General features: G+C 53.8%; 19 protein-coding genes. 15 read left to right on the forward strand and 4 right to left on the reverse strand.

The annotated features are described in order from the left end of the window. Positions 1-13 precede the first annotated feature (13 nt). Entirely contained in the window at positions 14-874 is an 861-nt protein-coding gene (gene focA, locus LQ945_RS21890) for a formate transporter FocA (protein ID WP_020826123.1), read from the reverse strand. A gap of 456 nt (positions 875-1330) precedes the next feature. Further along, a complete protein-coding gene (gene ycaO, locus LQ945_RS21895; RefSeq protein ID WP_270101726.1) occupies positions 1331-3094 on the reverse strand; it encodes a 30S ribosomal protein S12 methylthiotransferase accessory factor YcaO in 1764 nt (587 codons plus the stop codon). A 148-nt stretch (positions 3095-3242) separates the two neighbouring features. On the opposite strand from ycaO, the gene ansB reads away from it, so the two are divergent. The 9 genes from ansB to lpxK all read left to right on the forward strand — a co-directional run bounded on the left by ansB (position 3243) and on the right by lpxK (position 15547). Next, the gene (gene ansB / locus LQ945_RS21900; RefSeq protein ID WP_044549525.1) at positions 3243-4289 is read left to right on the forward strand and encodes an L-asparaginase 2; all 1047 of its coding nucleotides are present in this window, start codon (positions 3243-3245) and stop codon (positions 4287-4289) included. A gap of 283 nt (positions 4290-4572) precedes the next feature. Then, positions 4573-5658 (forward strand): 3-phosphoserine/phosphohydroxythreonine transaminase, encoded by a 1086-nt coding sequence (gene serC, locus LQ945_RS21905; protein WP_020826127.1) that lies wholly within the window; start codon positions 4573-4575, stop codon positions 5656-5658. Positions 5659-5772: 114 nt separating this feature from the next. After that, positions 5773-7059 (forward strand): 3-phosphoshikimate 1-carboxyvinyltransferase, encoded by a 1287-nt coding sequence (gene aroA, locus LQ945_RS21910; RefSeq protein WP_269933893.1) that lies wholly within the window; start codon positions 5773-5775, stop codon positions 7057-7059. 277 nt (positions 7060-7336) lie between these two features. Continuing rightward, on the forward strand, positions 7337-8026 hold the full coding sequence (gene cmk / locus LQ945_RS21915) for a (d)CMP kinase (protein ID WP_020826129.1): 690 nt from the start codon (positions 7337-7339) through the stop codon (positions 8024-8026). 181 nt (positions 8027-8207) lie between these two features. After that, positions 8208-9884 carry a 30S ribosomal protein S1 gene (gene rpsA, locus LQ945_RS21920; RefSeq protein WP_182821503.1) on the forward strand — a complete coding sequence of 559 codons (1677 nt, stop codon included), beginning with the start codon at positions 8208-8210 and terminating at the stop codon, positions 9882-9884. A gap of 63 nt (positions 9885-9947) precedes the next feature. Further along, positions 9948-10232, forward strand: a complete 285-nt coding sequence (ihfB, locus tag LQ945_RS21925; RefSeq protein ID WP_004942652.1) for an integration host factor subunit beta — start codon at positions 9948-9950, stop codon at positions 10230-10232. Between the two features lie 337 nt (positions 10233-10569). Continuing rightward, positions 10570-12783, forward strand: a complete 2214-nt coding sequence (locus tag LQ945_RS21930; protein ID WP_270101727.1) for a ComEC family protein — start codon at positions 10570-10572, stop codon at positions 12781-12783. 35 nt (positions 12784-12818) lie between these two features. Further along, a complete protein-coding gene (gene msbA / locus LQ945_RS21935; protein ID WP_270101728.1) occupies positions 12819-14567 on the forward strand; it encodes a lipid A ABC transporter ATP-binding protein/permease MsbA in 1749 nt (582 codons plus the stop codon). Next, positions 14567-15547, forward strand: coding sequence for a tetraacyldisaccharide 4'-kinase (gene lpxK, locus LQ945_RS21940; protein ID WP_270101729.1), 981 nt, complete (start codon positions 14567-14569; stop codon positions 15545-15547). Before msbA ends, lpxK begins: the two co-directional genes overlap by 1 nt. Before the next feature lies 1 nt (position 15548). Here the strand turns inward: lpxK and LQ945_RS21945 are convergent, their stop codons facing one another. After that, the gene (locus tag LQ945_RS21945; RefSeq protein WP_270101730.1) at positions 15549-16955 is read right to left on the reverse strand and encodes a VOC family protein; all 1407 of its coding nucleotides are present in this window, start codon (positions 16953-16955) and stop codon (positions 15549-15551) included. Between the two features lie 527 nt (positions 16956-17482). Between LQ945_RS21945 and cspE the strand changes: the two genes are divergently transcribed. From cspE to LQ945_RS21975, 6 genes are all read left to right on the forward strand, one after another. Then, the gene (cspE, locus tag LQ945_RS21950) at positions 17483-17692 is read left to right on the forward strand and encodes a cold-shock protein (protein ID WP_020826136.1); all 210 of its coding nucleotides are present in this window, start codon (positions 17483-17485) and stop codon (positions 17690-17692) included. Between the two features lie 220 nt (positions 17693-17912). After that, positions 17913-18134: a cold-shock protein gene (locus LQ945_RS21955; RefSeq protein WP_006320799.1), complete on the forward strand. Its 222-nt coding sequence runs from the start codon at positions 17913-17915 to the stop codon at positions 18132-18134. 109 nt (positions 18135-18243) lie between these two features. After that, positions 18244-19470 (forward strand): winged helix-turn-helix domain-containing protein, encoded by a 1227-nt coding sequence (locus LQ945_RS21960; protein ID WP_270101731.1) that lies wholly within the window; start codon positions 18244-18246, stop codon positions 19468-19470. A 287-nt stretch (positions 19471-19757) separates the two neighbouring features. Next, positions 19758-19940, forward strand: coding sequence for a Trm112 family protein (locus LQ945_RS21965; protein WP_006320791.1), 183 nt, complete (start codon positions 19758-19760; stop codon positions 19938-19940). Next, the gene (gene kdsB / locus LQ945_RS21970; protein ID WP_020826139.1) at positions 19937-20686 is read left to right on the forward strand and encodes a 3-deoxy-manno-octulosonate cytidylyltransferase; all 750 of its coding nucleotides are present in this window, start codon (positions 19937-19939) and stop codon (positions 20684-20686) included. Before LQ945_RS21965 ends, kdsB begins: the two co-directional genes overlap by 4 nt. Positions 20687-20835: 149 nt before the next feature. Beyond that, positions 20836-21732 (forward strand): YcbJ family phosphotransferase, encoded by an 897-nt coding sequence (locus LQ945_RS21975; protein ID WP_262240041.1) that lies wholly within the window; start codon positions 20836-20838, stop codon positions 21730-21732. Positions 21733-21738: 6 nt separating this feature from the next. Here the strand turns inward: LQ945_RS21975 and elyC are convergent, their stop codons facing one another. Beyond that, positions 21739-22512, reverse strand: coding sequence for an envelope biogenesis factor ElyC (gene elyC, locus LQ945_RS21980; RefSeq protein ID WP_270103017.1), 774 nt, complete (start codon positions 22510-22512; stop codon positions 21739-21741). Positions 22513-22565 lie beyond the last annotated feature (53 nt).

Here is a 22565-nt window from a genome sequence, read left to right on the forward strand (position 1 = left end):
GATAACTAACAGCTTAGTGCTGTTGTTCACCACCGCGCAGATAAATTACCCAGTAAGTCAACCCAACCAGCAGACCGCCGCCAATGATGTTGCCAATGGTGACTGGGATCAGATTGTCGATGATAAAGTTGCTTACGGTCAGATGAGCAAACTGCTCGGGTGCTGCCCCTATGGCTTGCCAGAATTCCGGCGTGGCGAAGTTTTTAACCACGATACCCATAGGGATCATAAACATGTTGGCGATGCTGTGTTCGAAACCGCTGGCGACGAACATGCCGACCGGCAGGATCATGGCGAACATTTTGTCCATCAGGCTGCGGCCTGAGTAGCTCATCCACACGGCCAGGCAGACCATCAGGTTAGCCAAGATGCCGAGGCAGACGGCCTCAACAAAGGTGTGATGCAGCTTGTGGTCAGCGGTTTGCAGGACGTTCAGGCCCCATTGGCCGTTGGCCACCATGTGTTCGCCGGAGAACCAGATAAGCGCGACGAAGAACAGGGCGCCGATCAGGTTGCCGATATAGACATTCAGCCAGTTGGCTGCCAGCTGGTACCAGCTGATGCGGCCGCTGGCCTTGGCAATGACAATCAGCACGGTGGAAGTGAACAGGTCGGCGCCTGAAACCACGACCAGCATTAACCCCAGAGAGAAGCAGATGCCGCCGACCAGTTTTGCCAGGCCGAAAGGCACACCGGCAGTGCCGGTAGTCGCAGTGATATAAAATACGAATGCGATTGAAATAAAGACGCCGGCAGTAATCGCCAAATAAAACGTTTTCAGCGGGTGCTTGGTGGCTTTATACACACCTGCATCTTCAGCGATTTTCGCCGTTGCTGCAGGTAATATCAGATCGAAGGGGTTGTCAGCTTTCACACTAACTCTCGCTTTTAAGGGTTAAAACAACGCAATGAGATACTAGCAAAGCAGTATAGGGTAAAAATTGATTTGGATCATAAGGCGGGAAACTAAAACGGTCAAAAACCAGATAAATCACAAGGTTTATTTAGTTAATTCATTGATTTTTAACCAAAAACATTTTTTTAATGTTTGCAAATAATTTTGAATTTACGACCGTACCAACCCCTGCTAGGTTAAAATTTAACGCATTTTGTCACTTTCTGAGCGGCAAGGTTTAATTATCGGTTAATTATTATTTTACCGGCCCGTAACAACTGCCGTTTTATTTATCTTGTTTGCCGTTAAGTGCGTAATTAGGTGAAAAAATAAAAGCAGAAAACAGGTTATTTAACCGCCAAAATAAAATTTTAATATTGTTATGGGACAAGGATGTTGCGCCGGCAGAAGGTCACCGGCGCACAGATACTGAGATTATGCCTGCGCCCAATGGCGACGCTTGGCGGTCTGCAGTTTTTCATAGGCCGCTAGCAGCGCCAGATGTGCCGGTAAGGCTTTCAGATCGCTATCGACAGCGAACAGGCCGTTAAAGCGTTCTTCACCGCTGATGGCCGCAGAGGCTGCATCCACCGTTTCCTGACCGTACATCTTCACGAAGGCGGAGTAGTATTGCGCCGGATCGCGTTCAGGCTCCTGCGTCAGCAGCAACAGGGTTTGCAAACAACGGTAGTAGTTGCTGCGCGCCGGGCTCAAAACGGAGGAGTTGAAGTCCTGCGTCCATTCGGCCCAGATCAGCGCCTGATCCAGATCGCCGCCGGCCAGCGCCAGCATCGACTTCAACTCGCCTATGCGCAGGGTAGACCAGGCGTTGTCTTTGCCGGAAGCAATCCCCAGCAGCTCGCGCACGCGGGTGAAGTCGTCCAGGCCTTCGTCGTCCATGCGTTCGATCAGAGCCAGATACTCCTGCGGCTCCCACTCGCTGCCCGGCAGCGCCAGCAGCGTATCACGCAGGTGCGCCCCCATGCTGTTGTTGGCCAGCAGCAGGTCTTCCGCCGGGTAGATATCGGACATGCCCGGCACGATGATGCGACAGGCGTACACATCCAAGTGCTCATAGTCGGCGATGTACACTTCAGCGTCTTCTTTGTCGAAGATGCTCATCAGCGTCGCGAATTCTTCCTGCGTGCTGCCGCTGAAGCTCCAGTCGACAAACGGGTAGTCTGCATCCTGCTTGAACATATCCCAGGAGATCAAACCGCTGGAGTCGATAAAGTGGGTTTCCAGGTTAGTGTGCTCCGCCACTTCTTCGTCGTCGAAGGTCGGTGCGGTGAACACGTCCAGATCTTTCAGGCTGCGGCCTTGCAGCAGTTCAGTCACGGTACGCTCAAGTGCCACGCCGAAATCAGGGTGGGCGCCGAACGAAGCAAAACAGGTGCCGTTAGCCGGGTTGAACAGCACCACGCAGATCACCGGATAGTTGCCGCCCAGTGAGGCGTCGTAAGACAGGATCGGGAAACCTTCTTCTTCAAGCTTGGCGATGGCTTCCACCACGCCAGGGTAGCGATTCAGTACCTCGGCCGGGATCTCCGGCAGGCTGATGGATTCGGCGATGATGCGGTTTTTTACATAACGCTCGAAGACTTCGGACAGGCCTTGCACGCGCGCTTCATTGGCGGTATTACCGGCGGACATGCCGTTGGACACGTACAGGTTACCGATGATGTTCATCGGAATGTAAACGGTCTGCTGGTCAGACTGGCGAGAGAACGGCAGGGCGCAAATGCCACGATCGCCATTACCGGACTGCAGATCGATCAGATCGCTCGCGTTGACTTCCTGGTCCGGGTTGTAGAAGGCGTGCAGACGCTCGTCGAGAATACCGGCCGGCAGCGAGTCATCTGCTGGGATCGGGAACCATTTCTCGTTCGGGTAATGCACGAAGTCGCCTTCGGCAATCTGTTTACCCAGATAGAAATCGGCAAAGAAATAGTTGGTGGAGAGACGCTCGAAGTATTCGCCCAAAGCGGAGGCCAGCGCAGCTTTTTTGCTGGCGCCTTTGCCGTTGGTGAAGCACAGCGGGCAATCGCGATCGCGGATATGAACCGACCATACATGAGGAACCGGGTTCAGCCAGGAGGCCTCTTCGATATTAAAACCCAGGTCGCTTAATTTCTGTTGGAAACGGGCGATAGAGTCTTCCAGCGCAGCGTCTTTGCCAGGGATAAAAGTTTGCGTCATTGTCTTCACTTTTTGAGCGTACTAAAAACGCGCAATGATACGGGGTTTTACGCGCAAGCTCCATGTATTCCTAAAGCGGTGGTAAAGTCACAGTTTTTTTAGGGATAAGGGCCATAATTCAGCGGGTTATCTATCATGGAGAAACTCAATGAAATCAGTGAAACTCAGCGCCGTGGCGCTACTGTTGGCGGGGGCGAGCGGTTCTGCGCTGGCCTTGCCTACCATTACCTTGTTGGCGACCGGCGGCACCATTGCCGGCGGTGGCGAATCGGCGACAAAATCCAACTACACGGCGGGCAAGTTAGGCGTTGACGCTCTGGTGAACGCCGTACCTGAACTGAAAAACCTCGCCAACATTCAGGGCGAGCAGGTGGTGAACATCGGGTCGCAGGACATGAACGATGAGGTGTGGCTGAAGCTGGCGAAGAAAATCAACGCCGACTGCGCCAAAACGGACGGCTTTGTCGTTACCCACGGCACCGACACGCTGGAGGAGACCGCCTATTTTCTGGATCTCACCGTCAAATGCGACAAGCCGGTGGTGATCGTCGGGGCAATGCGCCCGGCAACGGCGATGAGCGCTGATGGTCCGTTCAATCTGTATAACGCAGTGGTGACGGCGGCGGATCCGCAATCGGCGAAACGCGGGGTGTTGGTGGCGATGAACGACAGCGTGTTGGATGCACGCGATGTGACAAAAACCAATACTACTTCGGTGCAGACTTTCCAGTCGCCCAATTTCGGCCCGCTTGGCTACATCCACAACGGCAAGGTTGATTACCAGCGTGCGCCGCAGCGCAAGCACACCACCGAGACTCCGTTTGACGTGTCCAGCCTGACAGCATTGCCGAAGGTGGGCATTATCTACAATTACGCCAATGCTTCCGATGCTCCTGCGAAGGCTTTGATCGCCGAGGGGTATCAAGGCATTGTCAGCGCCGGGGTCGGCAACGGCAACTTGTATAAAACGGTGTTCGATACGCTGGCGACGGCCGCACATAACGGTGTCGCCGTGGTGCGTTCCTCCAGAGTGCCTACCGGCTCGACCACCGAAGACGCTGAAGTGGATGACGCTAAATTCGGTTTTGTCGCTGCCGGCACGCTGAACCCACAAAAAGCGCGGATCTTGCTGCAGTTGGCATTGACACAGACCAAAGACGCCAAACAGATCCAGCAGATGTTCAATCAATACTGAGTGTCTTTTCTTCATTTCGGGGGCCGCCGCGCCCCCTAGCCATGTTGGCTGAATACAGCATAAAAAACCGTGTTAACCCACTGAATTGGCCGCCTTCACAGCGTTTTATTGCAGAAAATACCGGTGATTTGGCAGAGCCTGTTATCGTCACGTTCAAGGCTTTCCCGGCGTCGGGCGAATAACCATTGCAGGCGGGGGGCGTGAGTGATAAAACCGATGGGTTACTTCGGGCGTATTTCGGTAGGCCAGTATCATTGGCGAATAGTGAATGTGGTGAGGGGAAATGACTCAGGTTTATAATTTTAGCTCTGGTCCGGCAATGCTGCCGGTTGAAGTGTTGCGTCGTGCGGAACAGGAGCTGTGCAACTGGCACGGCCTCGGTACCTCGGTGATGGAAATCAGCCATCGCAGTAAAGAGTTTATCGAAGTTGCCCAGCAGTCCGAGCAGGATCTACGCGATCTGCTGAAGATCCCCTCCAATTATAAAGTGCTGTTCTGCCACGGTGGCGCTCGCGCGCAGTTTGCCGCGTTGCCGCTGAACCTGCTGGGTGACAAAACCACCGCGGACTATATCGACGGCGGTTACTGGGCGCACAGCGCCATCACCGAAGCGCAAAAATACTGTTCGCCAAACACCATTGACGTGAAAACCAACGTCGACGGCCTGCTCGGCATCAAGCCGATGAAAGAGTGGCAGTTAAGCGATGACGCGGCCTATGTGCACTATTGCCCGAATGAAACCATCGATGGCGTAGCTATCGATGAGCTACCCGACTTTGGCGATAAAGTGGTGATTGGCGATTACTCCTCCACCATTCTGTCGGGGCCGCTGGACGTCAGCCGTTTCGGCGTGATTTACGCCGGGGCACAGAAAAACATTGGGCCGGCCGGCCTGACCCTGGTGATTGTACGTGAAGATCTGCTGGGCAAAGCCCGTCGCGAAGTCCCGTCCATCCTCGATTACACCGTGCTGGCCGAAAACGATTCCATGTTCAACACGCCGCCGACCTTTGCCTGGTACCTGTCCGGTCTGGTGTTCAAATGGCTGAAAGAGCAGGGCGGCCTGGTAGAGATGCACAAACGCAATCAGGCCAAGGCCGAATTGCTGTACGCGACCATCGACAGCTCTGACTTCTACCGCAGCCGGGTGGCGCATGCCAACCGTTCCTGGATGAACGTGCCGTTCCAACTGGCAGATTCTGCGCTGGATAAAGTCTTCCTCAGCGAAGCAGAGGCCATTGGTCTGCAGGCGTTAAAAGGTCACCGGGTGGTTGGCGGCATGCGTGCTTCTATTTACAATGCAATGCCATTGGCTGGCGTGAAGACATTAACCGACTTTATGGTCGACTTCGAACGTCGTCACGGTTAAGCCCGGTTGCCTGCAGTGAGCAGGCAGCCTTCGCTGTTGTCCTTTTGCGTTAAAGCGGCTCCGGCATTATTCCGGGGCCGTTTCGTTTATCAGATTTTGGAGATTTTTGTTCACATGGTGGATTCCCTGACGTTACAACCGGTTGCCTTGGTCAATGGCACCGTCAACTTACCTGGCTCCAAGAGCGTGTCCAACCGTGCTCTGCTGCTGGCTGCGCTGGCGGAAGGAACGACAACGCTGACCAACCTGCTGGACAGCGATGACGTGCGTCATATGCTGAACGCGTTACAGGCGTTAGGGGTGAGTTACCAGCTGTCAGACGATCGCACCACCTGTAAAGTCGAAGGCGTTGCCGGCCCGCTGGTAGCCAGTCAACCGCTTGAGCTGTTCCTCGGCAATGCCGGCACCGCGATGCGCCCCTTGGCGGCGGCGCTGTGCCTGGGCAGCAATGATGTGGTGTTGACCGGCGAACCGCGTATGAAAGAGCGCCCAATCGGTCATCTGGTGGATGCCCTGCGTCAGGGCGGTGCTCAGATTGATTATCTGGAGCAGACCGATTACCCGCCATTGCGCCTGCGCGGTGGTTTCAACGGCGGTGATGTGACCGTGGACGGCAGCGTATCCAGTCAGTTTCTGACCGCATTGCTGATGACGGCACCGCTGGCCGAACAGGACACCCATATCCATATCAAGGGCGAGCTGGTTTCCAAGCCGTACATTGATATTACCCTGCATCTCATGCGCACCTTCGGCGTTGAAGTCAGCCACGACAACTATCGCGTGTTCCATATTAGCGGTGGCCAAACCTACCGTTCACCGGGTGATTATCTGGTGGAAGGGGATGCTTCTTCCGCTTCTTATTTCCTGGCGGCGGCGGCGATTAAAGGCGGCACTGTGCGCGTCACCGGCATTGGTAAAAAAAGCGTTCAGGGCGACACCAAGTTTGCCGACGTGCTGGAAAAAATGGGTGCGCGTATTACCTGGGGCGATGACTATATCGAATGCAGCCGCGGTGAACTGCGCGGTATCGACATGGACATGAACCATATTCCGGATGCGGCGATGACCATTGCAACCGCGGCTCTGTTTGCCGAAGGCCCGACCACCATCCGCAATATCTACAACTGGCGGGTGAAAGAGACCGATCGCTTGGCGGCGATGGCGACGGAGCTGCGTAAAGTGGGGGCTGAGGTGGATGAAGGAGAAGACTACATTCACGTGGTGCCGCCGGCTAAGCTGAAATTTGCCGATATCGGCACCTATAATGACCACCGTATGGCAATGTGCTTCTCGCTGGTGGCGTTATCGGATACCCCAGTGACCATTCTCGATCCGAAATGTACCGCGAAAACCTTCCCGGATTACTTCGAACAGCTGGCGCGCATCAGTCAATTGGCATAATTCCACAGTCAGATGCATTTTTTTAAGGCCCTTAATTGGGCCTTTATCGTTTTTAACGCCCGCTGGCTGGGGGCGTCCACTATACTTTTGCGCGGAGATACGCTTATTTTCAACAACCAGACAGTTCCAGGGTAACAGTTAATCGTTTGGCAGCGTATAATGCGCCACCGTGACTGCCCCGACCGGGCAGGCGGCAGGGACGCTTTTAATTATGCTTTCGCATTGTGCTGACGGCAGGTTATGTCCCTGTGAGGTTTTCTACCTGAAGGAGAGAGAAATGACGGCTACAGCTCCGGTGATAACCGTTGATGGACCAAGTGGCGCGGGCAAAGGTACCTTGTGTAAAGCGCTGGCCGAATCCCTTGGTTGGCGTTTGCTGGATTCCGGTGCGATTTATCGCGTACTGGCACTGGCGGCACTGCATCATCAGGTTGATATCACTTCTGAGGAGGCGCTGGTTCCCCTGGCCGCACATCTCGATGTTCGCTTTGTTGCCGAAGGTGGCAAACTGCAGGTGATTTTGGAAGGTGAGGATGTCAGCAACGAGATCCGCACTGAAACCGTCGGCAATACCGCTTCGCAGGCAGCGGCTTTTCCGCGCGTGCGTGAAGCCTTGCTGCGCCGCCAGCGTGCATTCCGCGAGGCCCCTGGCCTGATTGCCGATGGGCGCGACATGGGCACCGTGGTATTCCCCGATGCACCGGTAAAAATTTTCCTGGATGCCAGTTCTGAAGAGCGCGCGCACCGCCGCATGCTACAGTTGCAGGAAAAGGGCTTTAATGTTAACTTTGAACGTCTTTTAGCCGAGATAAAGGAACGGGACGACCGTGACCGTAATCGGCCTATTGCGCCACTGGTGCCGGCCTCCGACGCCCTCGTGCTGGATTCAACCAGCATGTCGATCGACGAAGTCATCCAGCGTGCGCTGACATATGCACATGAAGTTTTAGCGTTGCCGCAGCAGTAAGCGCGGCGGCGTTATTGGCTTTTTGTCATATTTGTCATGGCAGTATCGAACTATATCGGGTAAAATTTTACCCCTGTAACCTAAACCCTGTCGGCATGGAGCCAATGGCGGGGTATGTGAAACAACCCCATTCGGCGGGATGCTAAATGGACGTTAAACTATAGAACCCTGAAGATTAAACATGACTGAATCTTTCGCTCAACTCTTTGAAGAATCCCTGAAAACAATCGAAACCCGTCCGGGTTCCATCGTTCGTGGCGTTGTAGTTGCTATCGACAAAGACGTAGTACTGGTTGACGCCGGTCTGAAATCTGAGTCTGCCATCCCGGCTGAGCAATTCAAAAACGCACAGGGCGAGCTGGAAATCCAGGTAGGCGACGAAGTTGATGTTGCGCTGGACGCTGTTGAAGATGGCTTCGGTGAAACTCTGCTGTCCCGTGAGAAAGCTAAGCGTCACGAAGCTTGGATCACGCTGGAAAAAGCTTACGAAGAAGCTGAAACTGTCGTCGGTGTTATCAACGGCAAAGTTAAGGGTGGCTTCACTGTAGAGCTGAACGGTATTCGTGCGTTCCTGCCAGGTTCCCTGGTTGACGTGCGTCCAGTACGTGACACTCTGCACCTGGAAGGCAAAGAGCTTGAGTTCAAAGTCATCAAGCTGGACCAGAAACGCAACAACGTTGTAGTTTCTCGCCGTGCGGTTATCGAATCAGAGAACAGCGCAGAACGTGATCAACTGCTGGAAAACCTGCAGGAAGGCATGGAAGTTAAAGGTATCGTTAAGAACCTCACTGACTACGGTGCATTCGTTGATCTGGGCGGCGTAGACGGCCTGCTGCACATCACTGATATGGCTTGGAAACGCGTTAAGCATCCGAGCGAAATCGTCAACGTTGGCGACGAAATCACTGTTAAAGTGCTGAAGTTCGACCGCGAGCGTACTCGTGTTTCCCTGGGCCTGAAGCAACTGGGCGAAGATCCATGGGTCGCTATCGCGAAACGTTACCCAGAAGGCACCAAGCTGACTGGTCGTGTTACCAACCTGACTGATTACGGCTGCTTCGTAGAAATCGAAGAAGGCGTTGAAGGTCTGGTACACGTTTCTGAAATGGATTGGACCAACAAAAACATCCATCCGTCCAAAGTTGTTAACGTGGGCGATGTAGTGGAAGTTATGGTTCTGGACATCGATGAAGAGCGTCGTCGTATCTCCCTGGGTCTGAAGCAGTGCAAAAACAACCCATGGCAGCAGTTTGCAGAAACCCACAACAAGGGCGACCGCGTTGAAGGTAAAATCAAGTCTATCACTGACTTCGGTATCTTCATCGGCCTGGACGGCGGCATCGACGGCCTGGTTCACCTGTCTGACATCTCCTGGAACGTTGCAGGCGAAGAAGCAGTTCGTGAATACAAGAAAGGCGACGAAATCGCAGCGGTTGTTCTGCAAGTTGACGCAGAGCGCGAGCGTATCTCCCTGGGCGTGAAGCAACTGGCTGAAGACCCGTTCAATAACTACCTGTCTATGAACAAGAAAGGTACTATTGTTACTGGTAAAGTCACTGCAGTTGACGCCAAAGGTGCTACAGTTGAATTAGCAGGCGGCGTAGAAGGTTACCTGCGTGCATCTGAAGCCTCTCGCGACCGCATTGAAGATGCAACTCTGGTTCTGAATGTGGGTGACGACGTTGAAGCTAAATTCACCGGCGTTGACCGTAAGAACCGCGTAGTAAGCCTGTCCGTACGTGCTAAGGACGAAGCTGACGAGAAAGACGCAATCGCTACTGTTAACAGCAACAAACAGGAAGAGAGCAACTTCTCTAACGCTATGGCTGAAGCTTTCAAAGCGGCTAAAGGCGAGTAATGACGGGGGGCGGTTTTTTAACCGCCCCGATACGGTAGTTTAGCTGCAAAGCTTGGAGGAACTATGACCAAGTCTGAACTTATTGAAAGACTTGCTGGCCAGCAATCTCATGTACCGGCGAAAGCCGTTGAGGATGCAGTGAAAGAGATGCTAGAACATATGGCTGCTACGTTAGCCGATGGTGAACGCATTGAGATCCGCGGATTCGGCAGTTTTTCTCTTCACTACCGTGCTCCGCGTGTGGGTCGCAACCCGAAAACTGGTGATAAAGTTGAGTTGGACGGCAAGTACGTTCCTCACTTCAAACCAGGTAAAGAGCTGCGTGACCGCGCCAATATCTATGGTTAGTCACTGACTTCCATAGAGTTGTTGCTTGTACTGAAATATAAAACGGCGCCCCCAGGGCGCCGTTTTTTTTGGCCTGAACGCTGAGATTGACAGGTTGTTTCTGCGCTTTCCTGCTTGCTTCATCGCAACATGTTGCCCCTGAAGGTAACGGTCGTCGTTATTATGCGGCGCCCCTCGCACGTCGTTTGATTATGGCTGGTGGAACCTGGCCTCGATGTGAACAATCCCGTGATGCTGGCGGCTTGAATAGCTGCCCCGGACCGGGAGAAAGCCTATCAAGACCTCGCTGGATTTGGCGATAATCGCGACTATCTGCGGCACACTGCCCCTGCTTTTTATGCCGCACCTGCCTGACGCACGAATAGTGCTATGCGTCATTCTGCCCATTTGTTGTTACCTGTGGCGCAGGGGCACCCTATGTCGGTTTGTGGCATGGGGGGCTTTGGGTTTTCTGTGGGCGGTATTCACTGCCGGAAACCTGGTCGATCAAATCAACCGCCTGAGCCAGGGGCCTGTAGTGCATGCCGTGGTCCAGGTTAGCAGCATTGCGCTTGCGGCTACGCCACGCAAGCAGACGGTAATGCATATAGAACAGATTAATGGCAGGTGGTTGGTGCCATCCATTGCCTTTTCCACACTGTGGCAACCCAAGGAGCAACCTTTGTGCGCCGGGCAGCGCTGGCAGATGCAATTGCGCTTGCGGCCGATGCACGGCAATTTAAATGAAGGGGGCTTTGACAGCCAACGTTGGGCGATGTCGCAGCGTCAACCGCTGACGGCGCAGGTAAAGAGCGCCACACTCCTGGATCCCGCCTGTAGCTGGCGACAGCGTATTATCCGCCATGCCGAAAACAATATTGGCACGGTTCGTTATCAGGCCGTTTTACTGGCTTTGGCCTTTGGTGAAAGGGGAGCGCTGGAGCCTTCACTGCGCTCACTGATGTTAAAAACCGGTATTGCTCACCTGATGGCCATTTCAGGGTTGCACGTGGCGATGGTGGCCATTTTGATTTGGGCTTTGCTGCGGGCAATGCAGTTTTGGTTACCTGCCCATCGAATTGGTTACCGTTTCCCTCTGATTGTCAGTTGGCTCGGGGCGTTAGGTTATATCTGGTTGGCGGGCGCGCACCCACCCGCGGTAAGAACCGGCTTGGCACTGACGCTTTGGATGCTGTTGCGCATACGGGGTATTCATTGTTCCTCATGGCAAGTCTGGCTGTGGTGTATCGGCTTGATACTGATCTGCGATCCGCTGGCGGTGTTGTCCGACAGCTTTTGGCTCTCGGCAACGGCGGTGTTATGCCTGATATTTTGGTTTGAATGGGTCCCTCTCAGCCCCCGGTTCCGCGTAGGGTGGTATTGGGCACCGCTACGTTGGTTGCATATTCAGTTCGGCATCACGTTGTTGCTGGTGCCGATGCAAGCAGGCTTGTTTCTTGGTCTCAGCATGACCTCAATACCGGCCAATCTTTGGGCCGTACCCTTGGTTTCCCTGGTGACGGTTCCGCTGATCCTTCTCGCCGTGGTACTGGGGATTTTCCCTCCGTTGAGTACCGGATTGTGGTGGGCAGCAGACCTCACACTAACTTGGGTTTTCACCCCATTATATTACCTGCAGGAGGGGTGGCTTGACCTTGGCGAGACATCGCTGGTTGTCAGCATTGTGGGCTGGTTGATGGTGATTTTCTGGCGTTTTCACTGGTGGCTGCGTTATGTCTCGGTACTGGTAACGCTGGCGATGTGCTGCGTGCTGTGGCGGGAGAAAGCTCCGTCATACCGTTGGCGCGTAGATATGCTCGATATTGGTCATGGCTTGGCCATGGTGGTTGAAAAGAATGGCCGCGCGATATTGTACGATACTGGACCCCGTTGGGGGACGGGCAGTGCGGCCACGCGTAACATTGTCCCCTTTCTTAACTGGCGTGGGCTGCCGGTGGATCAAATTATCATCAGCCACGATCATTTGGACCATATTGGTGGTCTTGAAGAAATACAGCAGGCATTCCCGTTGGCGACAGTGAGGAGTCCGCGGCTTGGTGCCGGCCACTTGCCCTGTGTCGCAGGGGAAAGCTGGCAATGGCAATCGCTGCAGTTCCAGGTGCTGTGGCCACCGAAGGCAGTAAAGGCCGCGGGAAATGACGACTCGTGCGTCATTCGTATCGATGATGGCAAATACAGCCTGTTGCTGACCGGTGATGCAGAGAAAAGGTCGGAAGCACAATTGGTACGGTATCAGCGCCATTTGTTGCGCGCTACGATATTACAGGTTCCCCATCATGGCAGTAAGACCTCATCTACTCCGCCATTTTTGCGTGCCGTAGCGCCAAAGGCGGCAATTGCTTCAGCTTCGCGTTACAATAAATGGCGATTACCGGCGGTTAAAGTCGTCGCCAGATATCGGGAAAATGGCATCATATGGCGCGATACATCGCGCTCCGGTCAGTTATCCGTACTTTTTTTCGACAACGATTGGCAAATTAAAGGCTTTCGTGAACAAATAATGCCCCGTTGGTACCATCAGCGGTTTGGCGTAGAGGGTGATAATGAGTAAAATGGGCCGCTATTTCTTCCGATGCTGGTATTTGCATGATGAATGATAAAGATCTCTCCACCTGGCAGACTTTCCGTCGCCTCTGGCCGATGATCACACCTTTTAAGACCGGGCTGATCGTGGCCGCCATTGCGTTGGTAATGAACGCAGCCAGCGACGCCTTTATGCTGTCTTTGCTTAAACCTTTATTGGATGACGGTTTTGGGAAAACGGAAAGCAGTATCCTGCTGTGGATGCCATTGGCCGTTATTGGTCTGATGGTGGTTCGCGGGGCGACGGGCTTCGTTTCCAGCTATTGTATTTCATGGGTCTCCGGCATGGTGGTGATGCACATGCGTCGTCGTCTGTTTGGCCACATGATGAGAATGCCGGTGTCCTTCTTCGACCAGCAATCCACCGGTACATTACTGTCTCGCATCACTTATGATTCCGAGCAGGTCGCTTCATCCTCGTCCAGCGCGCTGGTGACCGTGGTGCGTGAAGGGGCGTCGATCATCGCGCTGTTCACCATGATGTTCTATTACAGCTGGCAGCTTTCGGTGATCCTGATCGTACTGGCCCCGATTGTCTCTATTGCGATCCGCATCGTTTCCAAGCGCTTCCGTAATATCAGTAAAAACATGCAGAACACCATGGGACAGGTAACTACCAGCGCCGAGCAGATGCTGAAGGGCCACAAGGAAGTTCTGATTTTTGGCGGCCAGCAGGTTGAAACCGATCGCTTCAATTCGGTCAGCAACCGCATGCGTCAACAGGGCATGAAGCTGGTGTCTGCTTCATCCATTTCTGACCCTATCATTCAGTTGATCGCTTCGTTGGCGTTGGCCTTTGTGTTGTATGCCGCCAGCTTCCCAAGCGTGATGGCTACCCTGACTGCCGGTACCATTACCGTAGTGTTCTCTTCGATGATCGCCCTGATGCGCCCGTTGAAGTCCCTGACTAACGTCAACGCTCAGTTCCAGCGTGGGATGGCCGCCTGCCAGACGCTGTTCTCGATTCTGGACATGGAGCAGGAAAAAGACACCGGTACCCGCGAAGTGACTCGTGCGAAAGGTGACATCGAATTCCGCAATGTCACTTTCTACTATCCAGGCAAAGAAACGCCAGCGCTGCGTGATATCAACCTGAGCATTTCAGAAGGTAAAACAGTGGCGTTGGTGGGCCGTTCCGGATCGGGCAAGTCGACCATCGCCAATCTACTGACCCGTTTTTATGACGTTCAGGAAGGCGAGATCCTGATGGATGGTCACGATCTGCGCGAATATACGCTTGCGTCGTTGCGCGATCAGGTAGCCCTGGTTTCGCAAAATGTGCATTTGTTCAATGACACTATCGCCAATAACATCGCTTACGCGCGTGAAGAACGCTATACCCGCGAAGAGATAGAGAAGGCCGCGCGCATGGCCTACGCCATGGATTTCATTGAGAAAATGGAAAATGGCCTGGATACGGTGATAGGGGAGAATGGCGTAATGCTGTCCGGTGGTCAGCGCCAGCGTATCGCCATCGCCCGTGCCTTGCTGCGCGATTGTCCTATTCTGATCCTCGATGAAGCCACCTCGGCACTGGACACTGAATCAGAGCGTGCTATTCAGGCCGCATTGGATGAATTGCAGAAAAACCGTACTTCATTAGTGATTGCGCACCGTCTGTCGACGATTGAGAAAGCCGATGAAATCCTGGTGGTTGAGGATGGTCGTATCGTTGAGCGTGGTGAGCATTCTGCCTTGATCGAAAAGCAGGGGGCCTACGCCCAACTGCATCGCATGCAGTTTGGTCAATAATGATTGAGCGCATTTGGTCAGGCAGCTCGCTGATTTATCTGCTGCTGTTACCGCTGTCCTGGCTGTATGGCCTGGTCAGCGGCCTGATTCGGCTCAGCTACCGTTGCGGCCTGCGTAAAAGCTGGCGCGCGCCGGTACCGGTAGTGGTGGTGGGAAATCTCACCGCCGGTGGCAATGGCAAAACCCCGATGGTGATCTGGCTGGTGGAGCAGTTGCAGCAGCGTGGCTACCGGGTCGGTGTCGTTTCTCGCGGTTATGGTGGTAAAGCAGAGTCTTATCCTCTGTTGCTCAATGCGAGTACCACCACCCAACAGGCAGGGGATGAACCGGTCCTGATTTATCAACGTACCGCCGCGCCAGTCGCCATCTCACCGAACCGTGCCGAAGCGGTTCAGGCGCTGCTCAAGCAGCACCGACTTGATGTCGTGATTACCGATGACGGTTTGCAGCATTACGCCTTGCAACGCGATTTTGAATTGGTCGTGATCGACGGCGTACGCCGCTTCGGGAACGGTTGGTGGTTGCCTGCTGGCCCGATGCGAGAACGCGTTTCGCGTTTGAACAGCGTTGATGCATTGATTACCAACGGTGGCGTGGCCCAACCGGGTGAAATTGCCATGCGGTTGCAGGCACGCGAAGCGGTGAACGTTGCCAGTGGCGAACGCCGGCCCGTGGTTGAATTGCCGCATGTGGTGGCGATGGCCGGTATTGGCCATCCGCCGCGCTTCTTCGCCACGTTGGAAAAACTGGGTGTGGACGTTGAAAGAGAAGTGGCGTTTGCCGATCATCAGGAATACCAACATGACCCGCTGGCGGCGCTGGTAACCCCAGGGCAAACGCTGTTGATGACTGAAAAAGATGCGGTCAAATGCCGGGCTTTTGCCCAGCCCAACTGGTGGTATTTACCGGTTGATGCGGTACTTCCCCCCGAGCAGGCCGAGCAACTGCTGCAAGACATCGAAGCCTTGCTGAAGCAATAATTCAAACCGCCAGCGCGTGCAGCCCCAAAGCTTGCGCGCAGGCGTCTATCGAGCGTTGTTGTGTTTGCTGATACAGCGATAGCTCATCGATCACCCCTGCTCCCAAAGCCAATTCAAATGCCGCTTTGCTTGATGTCGCATTGTATTGCGCATGGCTGGTATCGCCGAGATTCGACTGGAAAATACCGGCGGCGCTGACCGGCAAGAAATCTTCATACACCAATGGCTGGAAGCGGATATATTCCTTGGCGATCAACTGTTCCAGCGTGCTGTGCTGATCCAATGAGTCTTTGGCTGCCAGCCCGCACTCGGTCGGAAAATAGCGGAACCAGGCCAACTGCTGCTCACGCAGGGTGGCATAATCATCCGGAAACGCCTGAAAATTTTGCGCCAGCAGTTGATTGTAGCGGTCTGCGTTTTTCTCGTTGGGCGGTGCCTGCAGTGCATCGTTAGTCGCCTGCAGCAGACGATCGTAGAGTGCGCGACCTTTCGTCGTCAGCGCAACGCCGCGCTGTTCTATTTCGCCGAAGCGGGCGGTATGGTGCCCATGAACGGCGCTGCCGTTATGCTCGACGAAATCGACGTTTTCCTCCAGCGCTTTAAAGCTGGTTTGGCGCAGCAGGATAGGGCGGCGACGCGGCGGTGGCCCTTCAATCACCGCTTTGGGGGTGATGCCCCGGCCAGGCATAGCCTGTTGAACCAGGTCGATATTAAGTGTGCGCGGCGTCAGGTGGTTGATGTGCGGGCCTTTGAACGCCACCACGTCAGCAATTAAACGGTGTTGGTCGTGCAACTGCTGATATTCGGCTGCGCTGACCGTCGCCCGGCTGTGCCAACGGAAGGTTTCCAACGCTTGCTCGACAAATTCATCCGCTTGGCTATCGTCCAGCCCCCCCTGGGCTTCTTGCAACACGATCAGTTCCAGCGCTCGTTCGGTAAAGATCTTGCGGCGCGCCAGCAGTTGTTGGGCCAGTTGGCGCAGTTCAGGGTTATCAATCAGCTCTAACCGCAATAGTGAGGTGAAGACCCGAAAGGGGCTGATTTGCAACGCGTCTTCATGCACCGCACGAAATGCGGTGGAGTGGACCGGAACGCCTGCTACTGCCAGATCATAATAACCGACCGGCGACATACCCATAACGTTAAACAACCGCCGCAGGTTCGCCAATTCTTGCGCAGTACCCACCCGGATAGCCCCGTGGCGCTCCATGGCCAGCCGTTCGATTTCGCCGGTAATTTGTAGTTGATGAGCCAATGCGGCATCTTCGCGCAGAACCTGTCGGTTGGTTTCCGCCACCAGTTCGAGCAAATCACCGTACAGAGGGACCTCTTTTTGGTACATCTCTGACATGGCGTGGGAGAATCTGGCGCGGATTTCATTCGGTGAGATGAACTGCTGGGCGGTCATGCGCATAGCTCCTTGATTCAGTATAATCTGAAAAATATTGTTTTTGACGGCAAAAGTGCTGACCGAAAGGCCATCCGCCTTGTTTTCACCTCAAGTTTAGCCATGTCGATTGGGTTTTGTTATAGCTTGGGCAAGCATATTAGATTTTTATGCGTTAGCTCTCATTTGAACCGAGAATAGCAAAAGTGCTGGCCGTCCAGAAGGCAATAACGCCAAGAGTTTTACATAAAAAAAGATAAATTAATTCACGCATAATCATAGACATAAAAACAAAATCTCAGGAAAGATAAAAATAAGGCAATAAACCCCTTGTGCAAAAGACAGATTTATGAGTAAATGCAATCCGGCCTGTGATTCAGACCTATTTATGTTCGAGTATAGAGTTAAGCAGTTCCTCCAAAAACGTTATCATCTGATTCCGCTTCAAAGACGAACCTTCTAAGTACCTCCCATAAGTAATGTTTCTAAAAACGGCCTAAATTGCCTTATGGCAGGTTTTGTATATATATTTAAAAGGTAAATGTGTAATGTCTAAGAAGACTGGTCAGGTGAAGTGGTTCAACGAAAGCAAAGGTTTTGGTTTTATTGAACAGAACGACGGTGGAAAAGATGTATTCGTACATTTCTCTGCAATCGCGACCGACGGTTTCAAAACCCTGGCTGAAGGCCAGCGTGTTGAGTATACCATCCAGGACAGCCCGCGCGGGCCGGCTGCCGCCAACGTTGTTGCTCTGTAAGTAAACAGGGAATAACGTAAACGATCTTAATACAACCATGATGATGCGTTAATGCTGATTCATTGCGGAAGATATTAAGTTCAACAAGCCCGCCATAGTGCGGGTTTTTTATTTTTTGCTCACGAGAGGTTTGTTACGAAAAACTTTAGGATGGGCTGGTAGCGTCCAACAATAATAAAAATGACGTTGTTAAGGATGCTCAAGTAAAAGGATATAAGTTATGTTTAAAAATACTGTGTTACAAATGGGCCGTGTGAAATGGTTTGATCAAGCCGCAGGCTATGGTTTTATTTCACCGGTAGACGGTAGCGACGAAATTTATGTAAGCCGTCGTTCTATCGCCAATACTAAAAATAAATCATTGAACGAAGGTCAGAACGTTGAGTTCTCGATCTATCGCAGCTCCCACGGGCTGTCAGCGGCAGACGTTATCGCGTTCTGACCCACCCCTTCCTCGCCAGTGCCGGTGCCGCCACCCCAAGCACTGGCGAAGATAAATTCCCCGATATCCACTATTATCAAGCGATTGTTCAATCACTTCGGATATCAGGATGAACACCCCCGTTATTTCTCTTACTGCCGCCCGTGCGCTCCACCTTGCCGCACAGGGGCTGTTAACCCCGATAAAACGTAAAGCCAAGCCCGACGATGTGGTTGCCGCCATTCAGCGTATGGGTCTCCTGCAAATCGATACCATCAGCGTTGTCGCGCGCAGCCCTTATCTGGTGCTGTTCAGCCGCTTGGGCGATTATCAGCCCGAATGGCTGGAACAGGCACTGGCTGGCCGCCGTCTGTTTGAGTACTGGGCACATGAAGCCTGCTTTTTACCCATCGAAGATTTTGGCCTGCTGCGCCATCGCATGCTGCAGCCTCAGGGCATGGGCTGGAAGTATTCCGAAGAGTGGATGCAGGAACATCGCACGGCAATCGACGCATTGCTGCAACATATAGAAGACCGCGGGCCGGTACGTTCGGCTGATTTTAGCGCCGAGAAGAAGGGGAATAGCGGTTGGTGGGATTGGAAACCGGAAAAGCGGCATCTTGAGATCCTGTTTACCGCCGGCAAACTTATGGTGGCCGAGCGACGCAATTTCCACCGCGTTTATGATCTAACGGAAAAGCTAATGCCCCATTGGGATGATAGCAGGCACGTGCTAGCAGCCGATCATGCGCGGCATGAAATGCTGACGCGTACCTGTCGCTTCCTTGGGATATTCAAGGCTGAATGGCTGGCAGATTACTACCGACTGAAGCGAGTGGCGCCGAAGGCACTCCTGGCCGGGTTACAGCAGCAGGGGGAAGTGCTGCCGGTGTTGATCGACGGATTGGACGGAGAGTTTTACGTACACCATTCGCTGGCCAAAGAACTGCACCTGGCGGAGCAAGGGAAGCTGAAATCAAGCGTAACTACCTTGCTTTCTCCTTTCGATCCGGTGGTTTGGGACCGTCGCCGTGCCCTGGAGTTGTTCGATTTTGATTATCGGTTGGAATGCTACACGCCGAAAGAAAAGCGGCAGTATGGGTATTTTACGTTGCCTGTGCTGCACCGTGGTGAACTGATTGGTCGTATTGATGCAAAAATGCATCGCCGGCAGGGGATCTTTGAAATCATCAGTTTTCATCCGCAAACCAAAGTTCGCTTTGGTGCACAGCGCACGCAGGATATTCGGCAAGCTATTACCCGCAGTGCAAAATGGCACGGCGCGAACCAGGTCATTCTGGGGGATGTTCCGGCAGCGCTGGCTACCCTATGGGGCGAGGGTTGGGATGTGGAATAACGAACGGCGTTGTTGGCGTGGGTAAAACGAATTCCAGCGCCGCTCGTTACAAGGGGGCCTCAGTTGCTGAAGTTGGCAAACAGGGCGATGATCTTGTGAATACGCTTGATCATGCTAAATGTCTTTTTGTGATCTGAATCACAAAATTCTACGCCTGCGCCGCAGCCAGTTCAATCCCCGGAGCCGATTAAAACGCGATGGCAAGGCAGCCGGTGATTAACCTGACGCATAGCGTTATGCTATCCTCACCCACTTTCCTTACGTAAGATCTCCACCCTGGAGGAAGCATGGACCACCGTTTACTCGAAATCGTTGCCTGTCCGGTCTGCAACGGTAAGCTCTATTTCAATAAAGAAAACCAGGAACTGGTGTGCAAAGTGGATGGCCTGGCCTATCCGCTGCGTGATGGCATTCCGGTTCTGCTGGAAAATGAGGCGCGGGCGCTGTCATTGGATGAGAAACACGCATGAGTTTCATCGCTATTATTCCAGCTCGTTATGCTTCTACCCGTTTGCCTGGCAAACCGCTGGCCGATATTCACGGTAAGCCGATGGTGGTGCACGTCATGGAACGTGCGCGCGAGTCCGGCGCCAGCCGCGTCATTGTAGCGACCGACCATCCTGCGGTGGCTGAGGCGGTTAAAGCGGCTGGCGGTGAGGTTTGCATGACGCGGGCCGATCATAATTCCGGCACCGAGCGTTTGGCTGAGGTGATTGAGCATTATGGCTTTAATGATGACGAAATCATCGTTAACGTCCAGGGTGATGAACCTCTTATTCCTCCGGTCATTGTGCGGCAGGTGGCTGAAAACCTGGCGGGAAGCCAGGCCGGCATGGCTACTCTGGCGGTGCCGATTGACAGCGCGGAAGAAGCTTTCAACCCCAATGCGGTCAAAGTGGTGATGGATGCGCAGGGCTATGCGCTCTACTTTTCACGCGCCACCATTCCGTGGGATCGTGAACGTTTCGCGCAATCCAAAGAGAGTATCGGCGACAGCCTGTTGCGGCATATCGGCATTTACGCCTATCGCGCCGGCTTTGTACGCCGTTATGTCACCTGGGCGCCAAGCCAGCTGGAACAAATTGAGCTGCTGGAGCAGTTGCGGGTGCTGTGGTACGGCGAAAAAATCCACGTGGCGGTTGCCAAGGCAATGCCGAGCGTGGGGGTTGATACGCCGGAAGACTTGCAGCGTGTCCGTGACAGCATGAAAAGCTGATCATTGAACGCCGGTGCGCCACACGGCGCGCCGGCGGCATTATTATTTCCCTTCTTCTATCCCCATTTTGTTGATCTGCGTTGAAGAATTTATCTGCTTAGCGTTCGATGATAGTTGCGTCTCTTCCTACCTCTTGAGGCTATTTCCTTATGGAGCAGTTACGCGCTGAACTGAGTATTGTGCTGGGTGAGTCTATCAGCCGACTGGAACGCGTCAGCGAGCAGCCTTATGCGCACATGTATTCACTGTACGACCAACAGGGGCATGCTATTCCGCTGATGGCGAAAAGCTTTGTCTGCCAGGGCATTGCCCAGCAGGAGGCTTATAAGTTGTCGATGCTGGCGCGCGAAGGCGATATTCGTTTGCCGACGGTGTATGGCGTGGTCTATACCCAGCAGTCACCCTATAAAGAGATCTTGCTGATAGAGCGTTTGCGGGGCGTATCCGCAGAAGCGCCGACGCGCACGCCGGACCGCTGGAATTCGTTGATGGAGCAGGTGGTCGACGGCGTGTTGGCCTGGCACCGTATCGACAGCCACGGCTGCGTCGGCACGGTCGACAGCACTCAGGAAAACGACTGGTTTTGTTGGTATCAACAGCGGGTTGAGGTGCTGTGGTCGACGATCGGCAACCTCAATTCGGCGCAGCTGACGATGGCCGACCGTCGCTTGCTGTATCGCACACGTGAAGCATTGACCCATTTTTTTGTCGGATTCGACGATCCCTGCGTGCTGGTGCACGGCAACTTGTCGTTACGCAGCATGTTAAAAGATCCCAAAAGCGATCAATTACTGGCGATGTTGAACCCTGGAATGATGCTGTGGGCGCCGCGGGAATATGAGCTTTTCAGGCTGTGTGAAGCGGGCATGCCCAGCCAACTGCTGTTTTATTATTTGCAACGTGCGCCGGTAGCGGAATCTTTCCTGGTGCGGCGCTGGTTGTATGTGGTGTGGGAGGCTGTGGGGCGGTTGATTCATACCGGCAAGCTGGATCGGCAACCGTTCGATTATGCTTCCAAACAGCTGCTGCCCTGGCTTGCCGGTTAATGCTATTCAGTCGACAGAAACGTCATCGGCACCTTTCAGCCATTGCCACAGGCTGCCGAGCGTTTCATACCAGGCGCGTTCGCTGTGGCCAAGGAACATCGCCGACGGCACCACGCGATCCCAGATATTCAGGCGTGAACTGATGGCCAACTGATTGGCTGGCGCCGGGATGGGGTGCAGCCCCTTGGCTTCAAAAAAGCGCATCGCCCTTGGCAAATGGTTAGCCGAGGTCACCAGAATAAAGGGCTGCTGCCCAACCAGTTTCGACACCTGCAACGCCTCTTGCTCGGTATCCATCGGGCGATCCAGCAGCACCATGTCGCTGCCTGGCACTCCCAGGCTTTCCGCTACCTTCGCCGCCGTCGCCGCGTTACTCAGAGTATTCGGGCCCCCGGCGCCGGTGAACACCATTTTCGCCCCGGGATGCGCGAGATACAGGCGTACGCCTTCCGTGACGCGCGGCAGGCTGTTGCCGATCAGATTGGAACTGGGGGCCCAATCGGGATTAAAGGTATAACCGCCGCCCAGCACCACGATATACTTTACCGGGTCAGTGCCGCGATAGGTGACATACTCCGATTCGATTGGGCGCAGCAGCCTGTCGGCCACCGGCTGCAGGCTGAAAAGCAGTAAAAACAGCCAGCTCAACGTCAAAATGACCCTGCCGCTTTTTTGCCAACGAGTGAACCACAGCAGCAACAGCGCCAGTCCCATCAACAGCAGCAACGCAGGTAACGGCATTAAAATGGCGCCAATGAACTTTTTCAGGTTAAACAGCATCAAAAATCAGGTCCTTTTGGGCGAAAAAACGACATCCGGGCACATTCAGGCCG

The organism is Serratia liquefaciens, assembly GCF_027594825.1.
GTDB lineage: Bacteria > Pseudomonadota > Gammaproteobacteria > Enterobacterales > Enterobacteriaceae > Serratia > Serratia liquefaciens_A.

Coding starts and splice junctions, on each gene's coding strand:
- rpsA (WP_182821503.1), top strand. CDS start 8,208: ATGACTGAATCTTTCGCTCAACTCTTTGAAGAATCCCTGAAAACAATC.
- ihfB (WP_004942652.1), top strand. CDS start 9,948: ATGACCAAGTCTGAACTTATTGAAAGACTTGCTGGCCAGCAATCTCAT.
- cspE (WP_020826136.1), top strand. CDS start 17,483: ATGTCTAAGAAGACTGGTCAGGTGAAGTGGTTCAACGAAAGCAAAGGT.
- aroA (WP_269933893.1), top strand. CDS start 5,773: ATGGTGGATTCCCTGACGTTACAACCGGTTGCCTTGGTCAATGGCACC.
- kdsB (WP_020826139.1), top strand. CDS start 19,937: ATGAGTTTCATCGCTATTATTCCAGCTCGTTATGCTTCTACCCGTTTG.
- lpxK (WP_270101729.1), top strand. CDS start 14,567: ATGATTGAGCGCATTTGGTCAGGCAGCTCGCTGATTTATCTGCTGCTG.
- LQ945_RS21965 (WP_006320791.1), top strand. CDS start 19,758: ATGGACCACCGTTTACTCGAAATCGTTGCCTGTCCGGTCTGCAACGGT.
- LQ945_RS21945 (WP_270101730.1), bottom strand. CDS start 16,955: ATGACCGCCCAGCAGTTCATCTCACCGAATGAAATCCGCGCCAGATTC.
- LQ945_RS21960 (WP_270101731.1), top strand. CDS start 18,244: ATGAACACCCCCGTTATTTCTCTTACTGCCGCCCGTGCGCTCCACCTT.
- serC (WP_020826127.1), top strand. CDS start 4,573: ATGACTCAGGTTTATAATTTTAGCTCTGGTCCGGCAATGCTGCCGGTT.
- LQ945_RS21955 (WP_006320799.1), top strand. CDS start 17,913: ATGTTTAAAAATACTGTGTTACAAATGGGCCGTGTGAAATGGTTTGAT.
- ansB (WP_044549525.1), top strand. CDS start 3,243: ATGAAATCAGTGAAACTCAGCGCCGTGGCGCTACTGTTGGCGGGGGCG.
- elyC (WP_270103017.1), bottom strand. CDS start 22,512: ATGCTGTTTAACCTGAAAAAGTTCATTGGCGCCATTTTAATGCCGTTA.
- msbA (WP_270101728.1), top strand. CDS start 12,819: ATGATGAATGATAAAGATCTCTCCACCTGGCAGACTTTCCGTCGCCTC.
- ycaO (WP_270101726.1), bottom strand. CDS start 3,094: ATGACGCAAACTTTTATCCCTGGCAAAGACGCTGCGCTGGAAGACTCT.
- LQ945_RS21930 (WP_270101727.1), top strand. CDS start 10,570: ATGCCGCACCTGCCTGACGCACGAATAGTGCTATGCGTCATTCTGCCC.
- cmk (WP_020826129.1), top strand. CDS start 7,337: ATGACGGCTACAGCTCCGGTGATAACCGTTGATGGACCAAGTGGCGCG.
- LQ945_RS21975 (WP_262240041.1), top strand. CDS start 20,836: ATGGAGCAGTTACGCGCTGAACTGAGTATTGTGCTGGGTGAGTCTATC.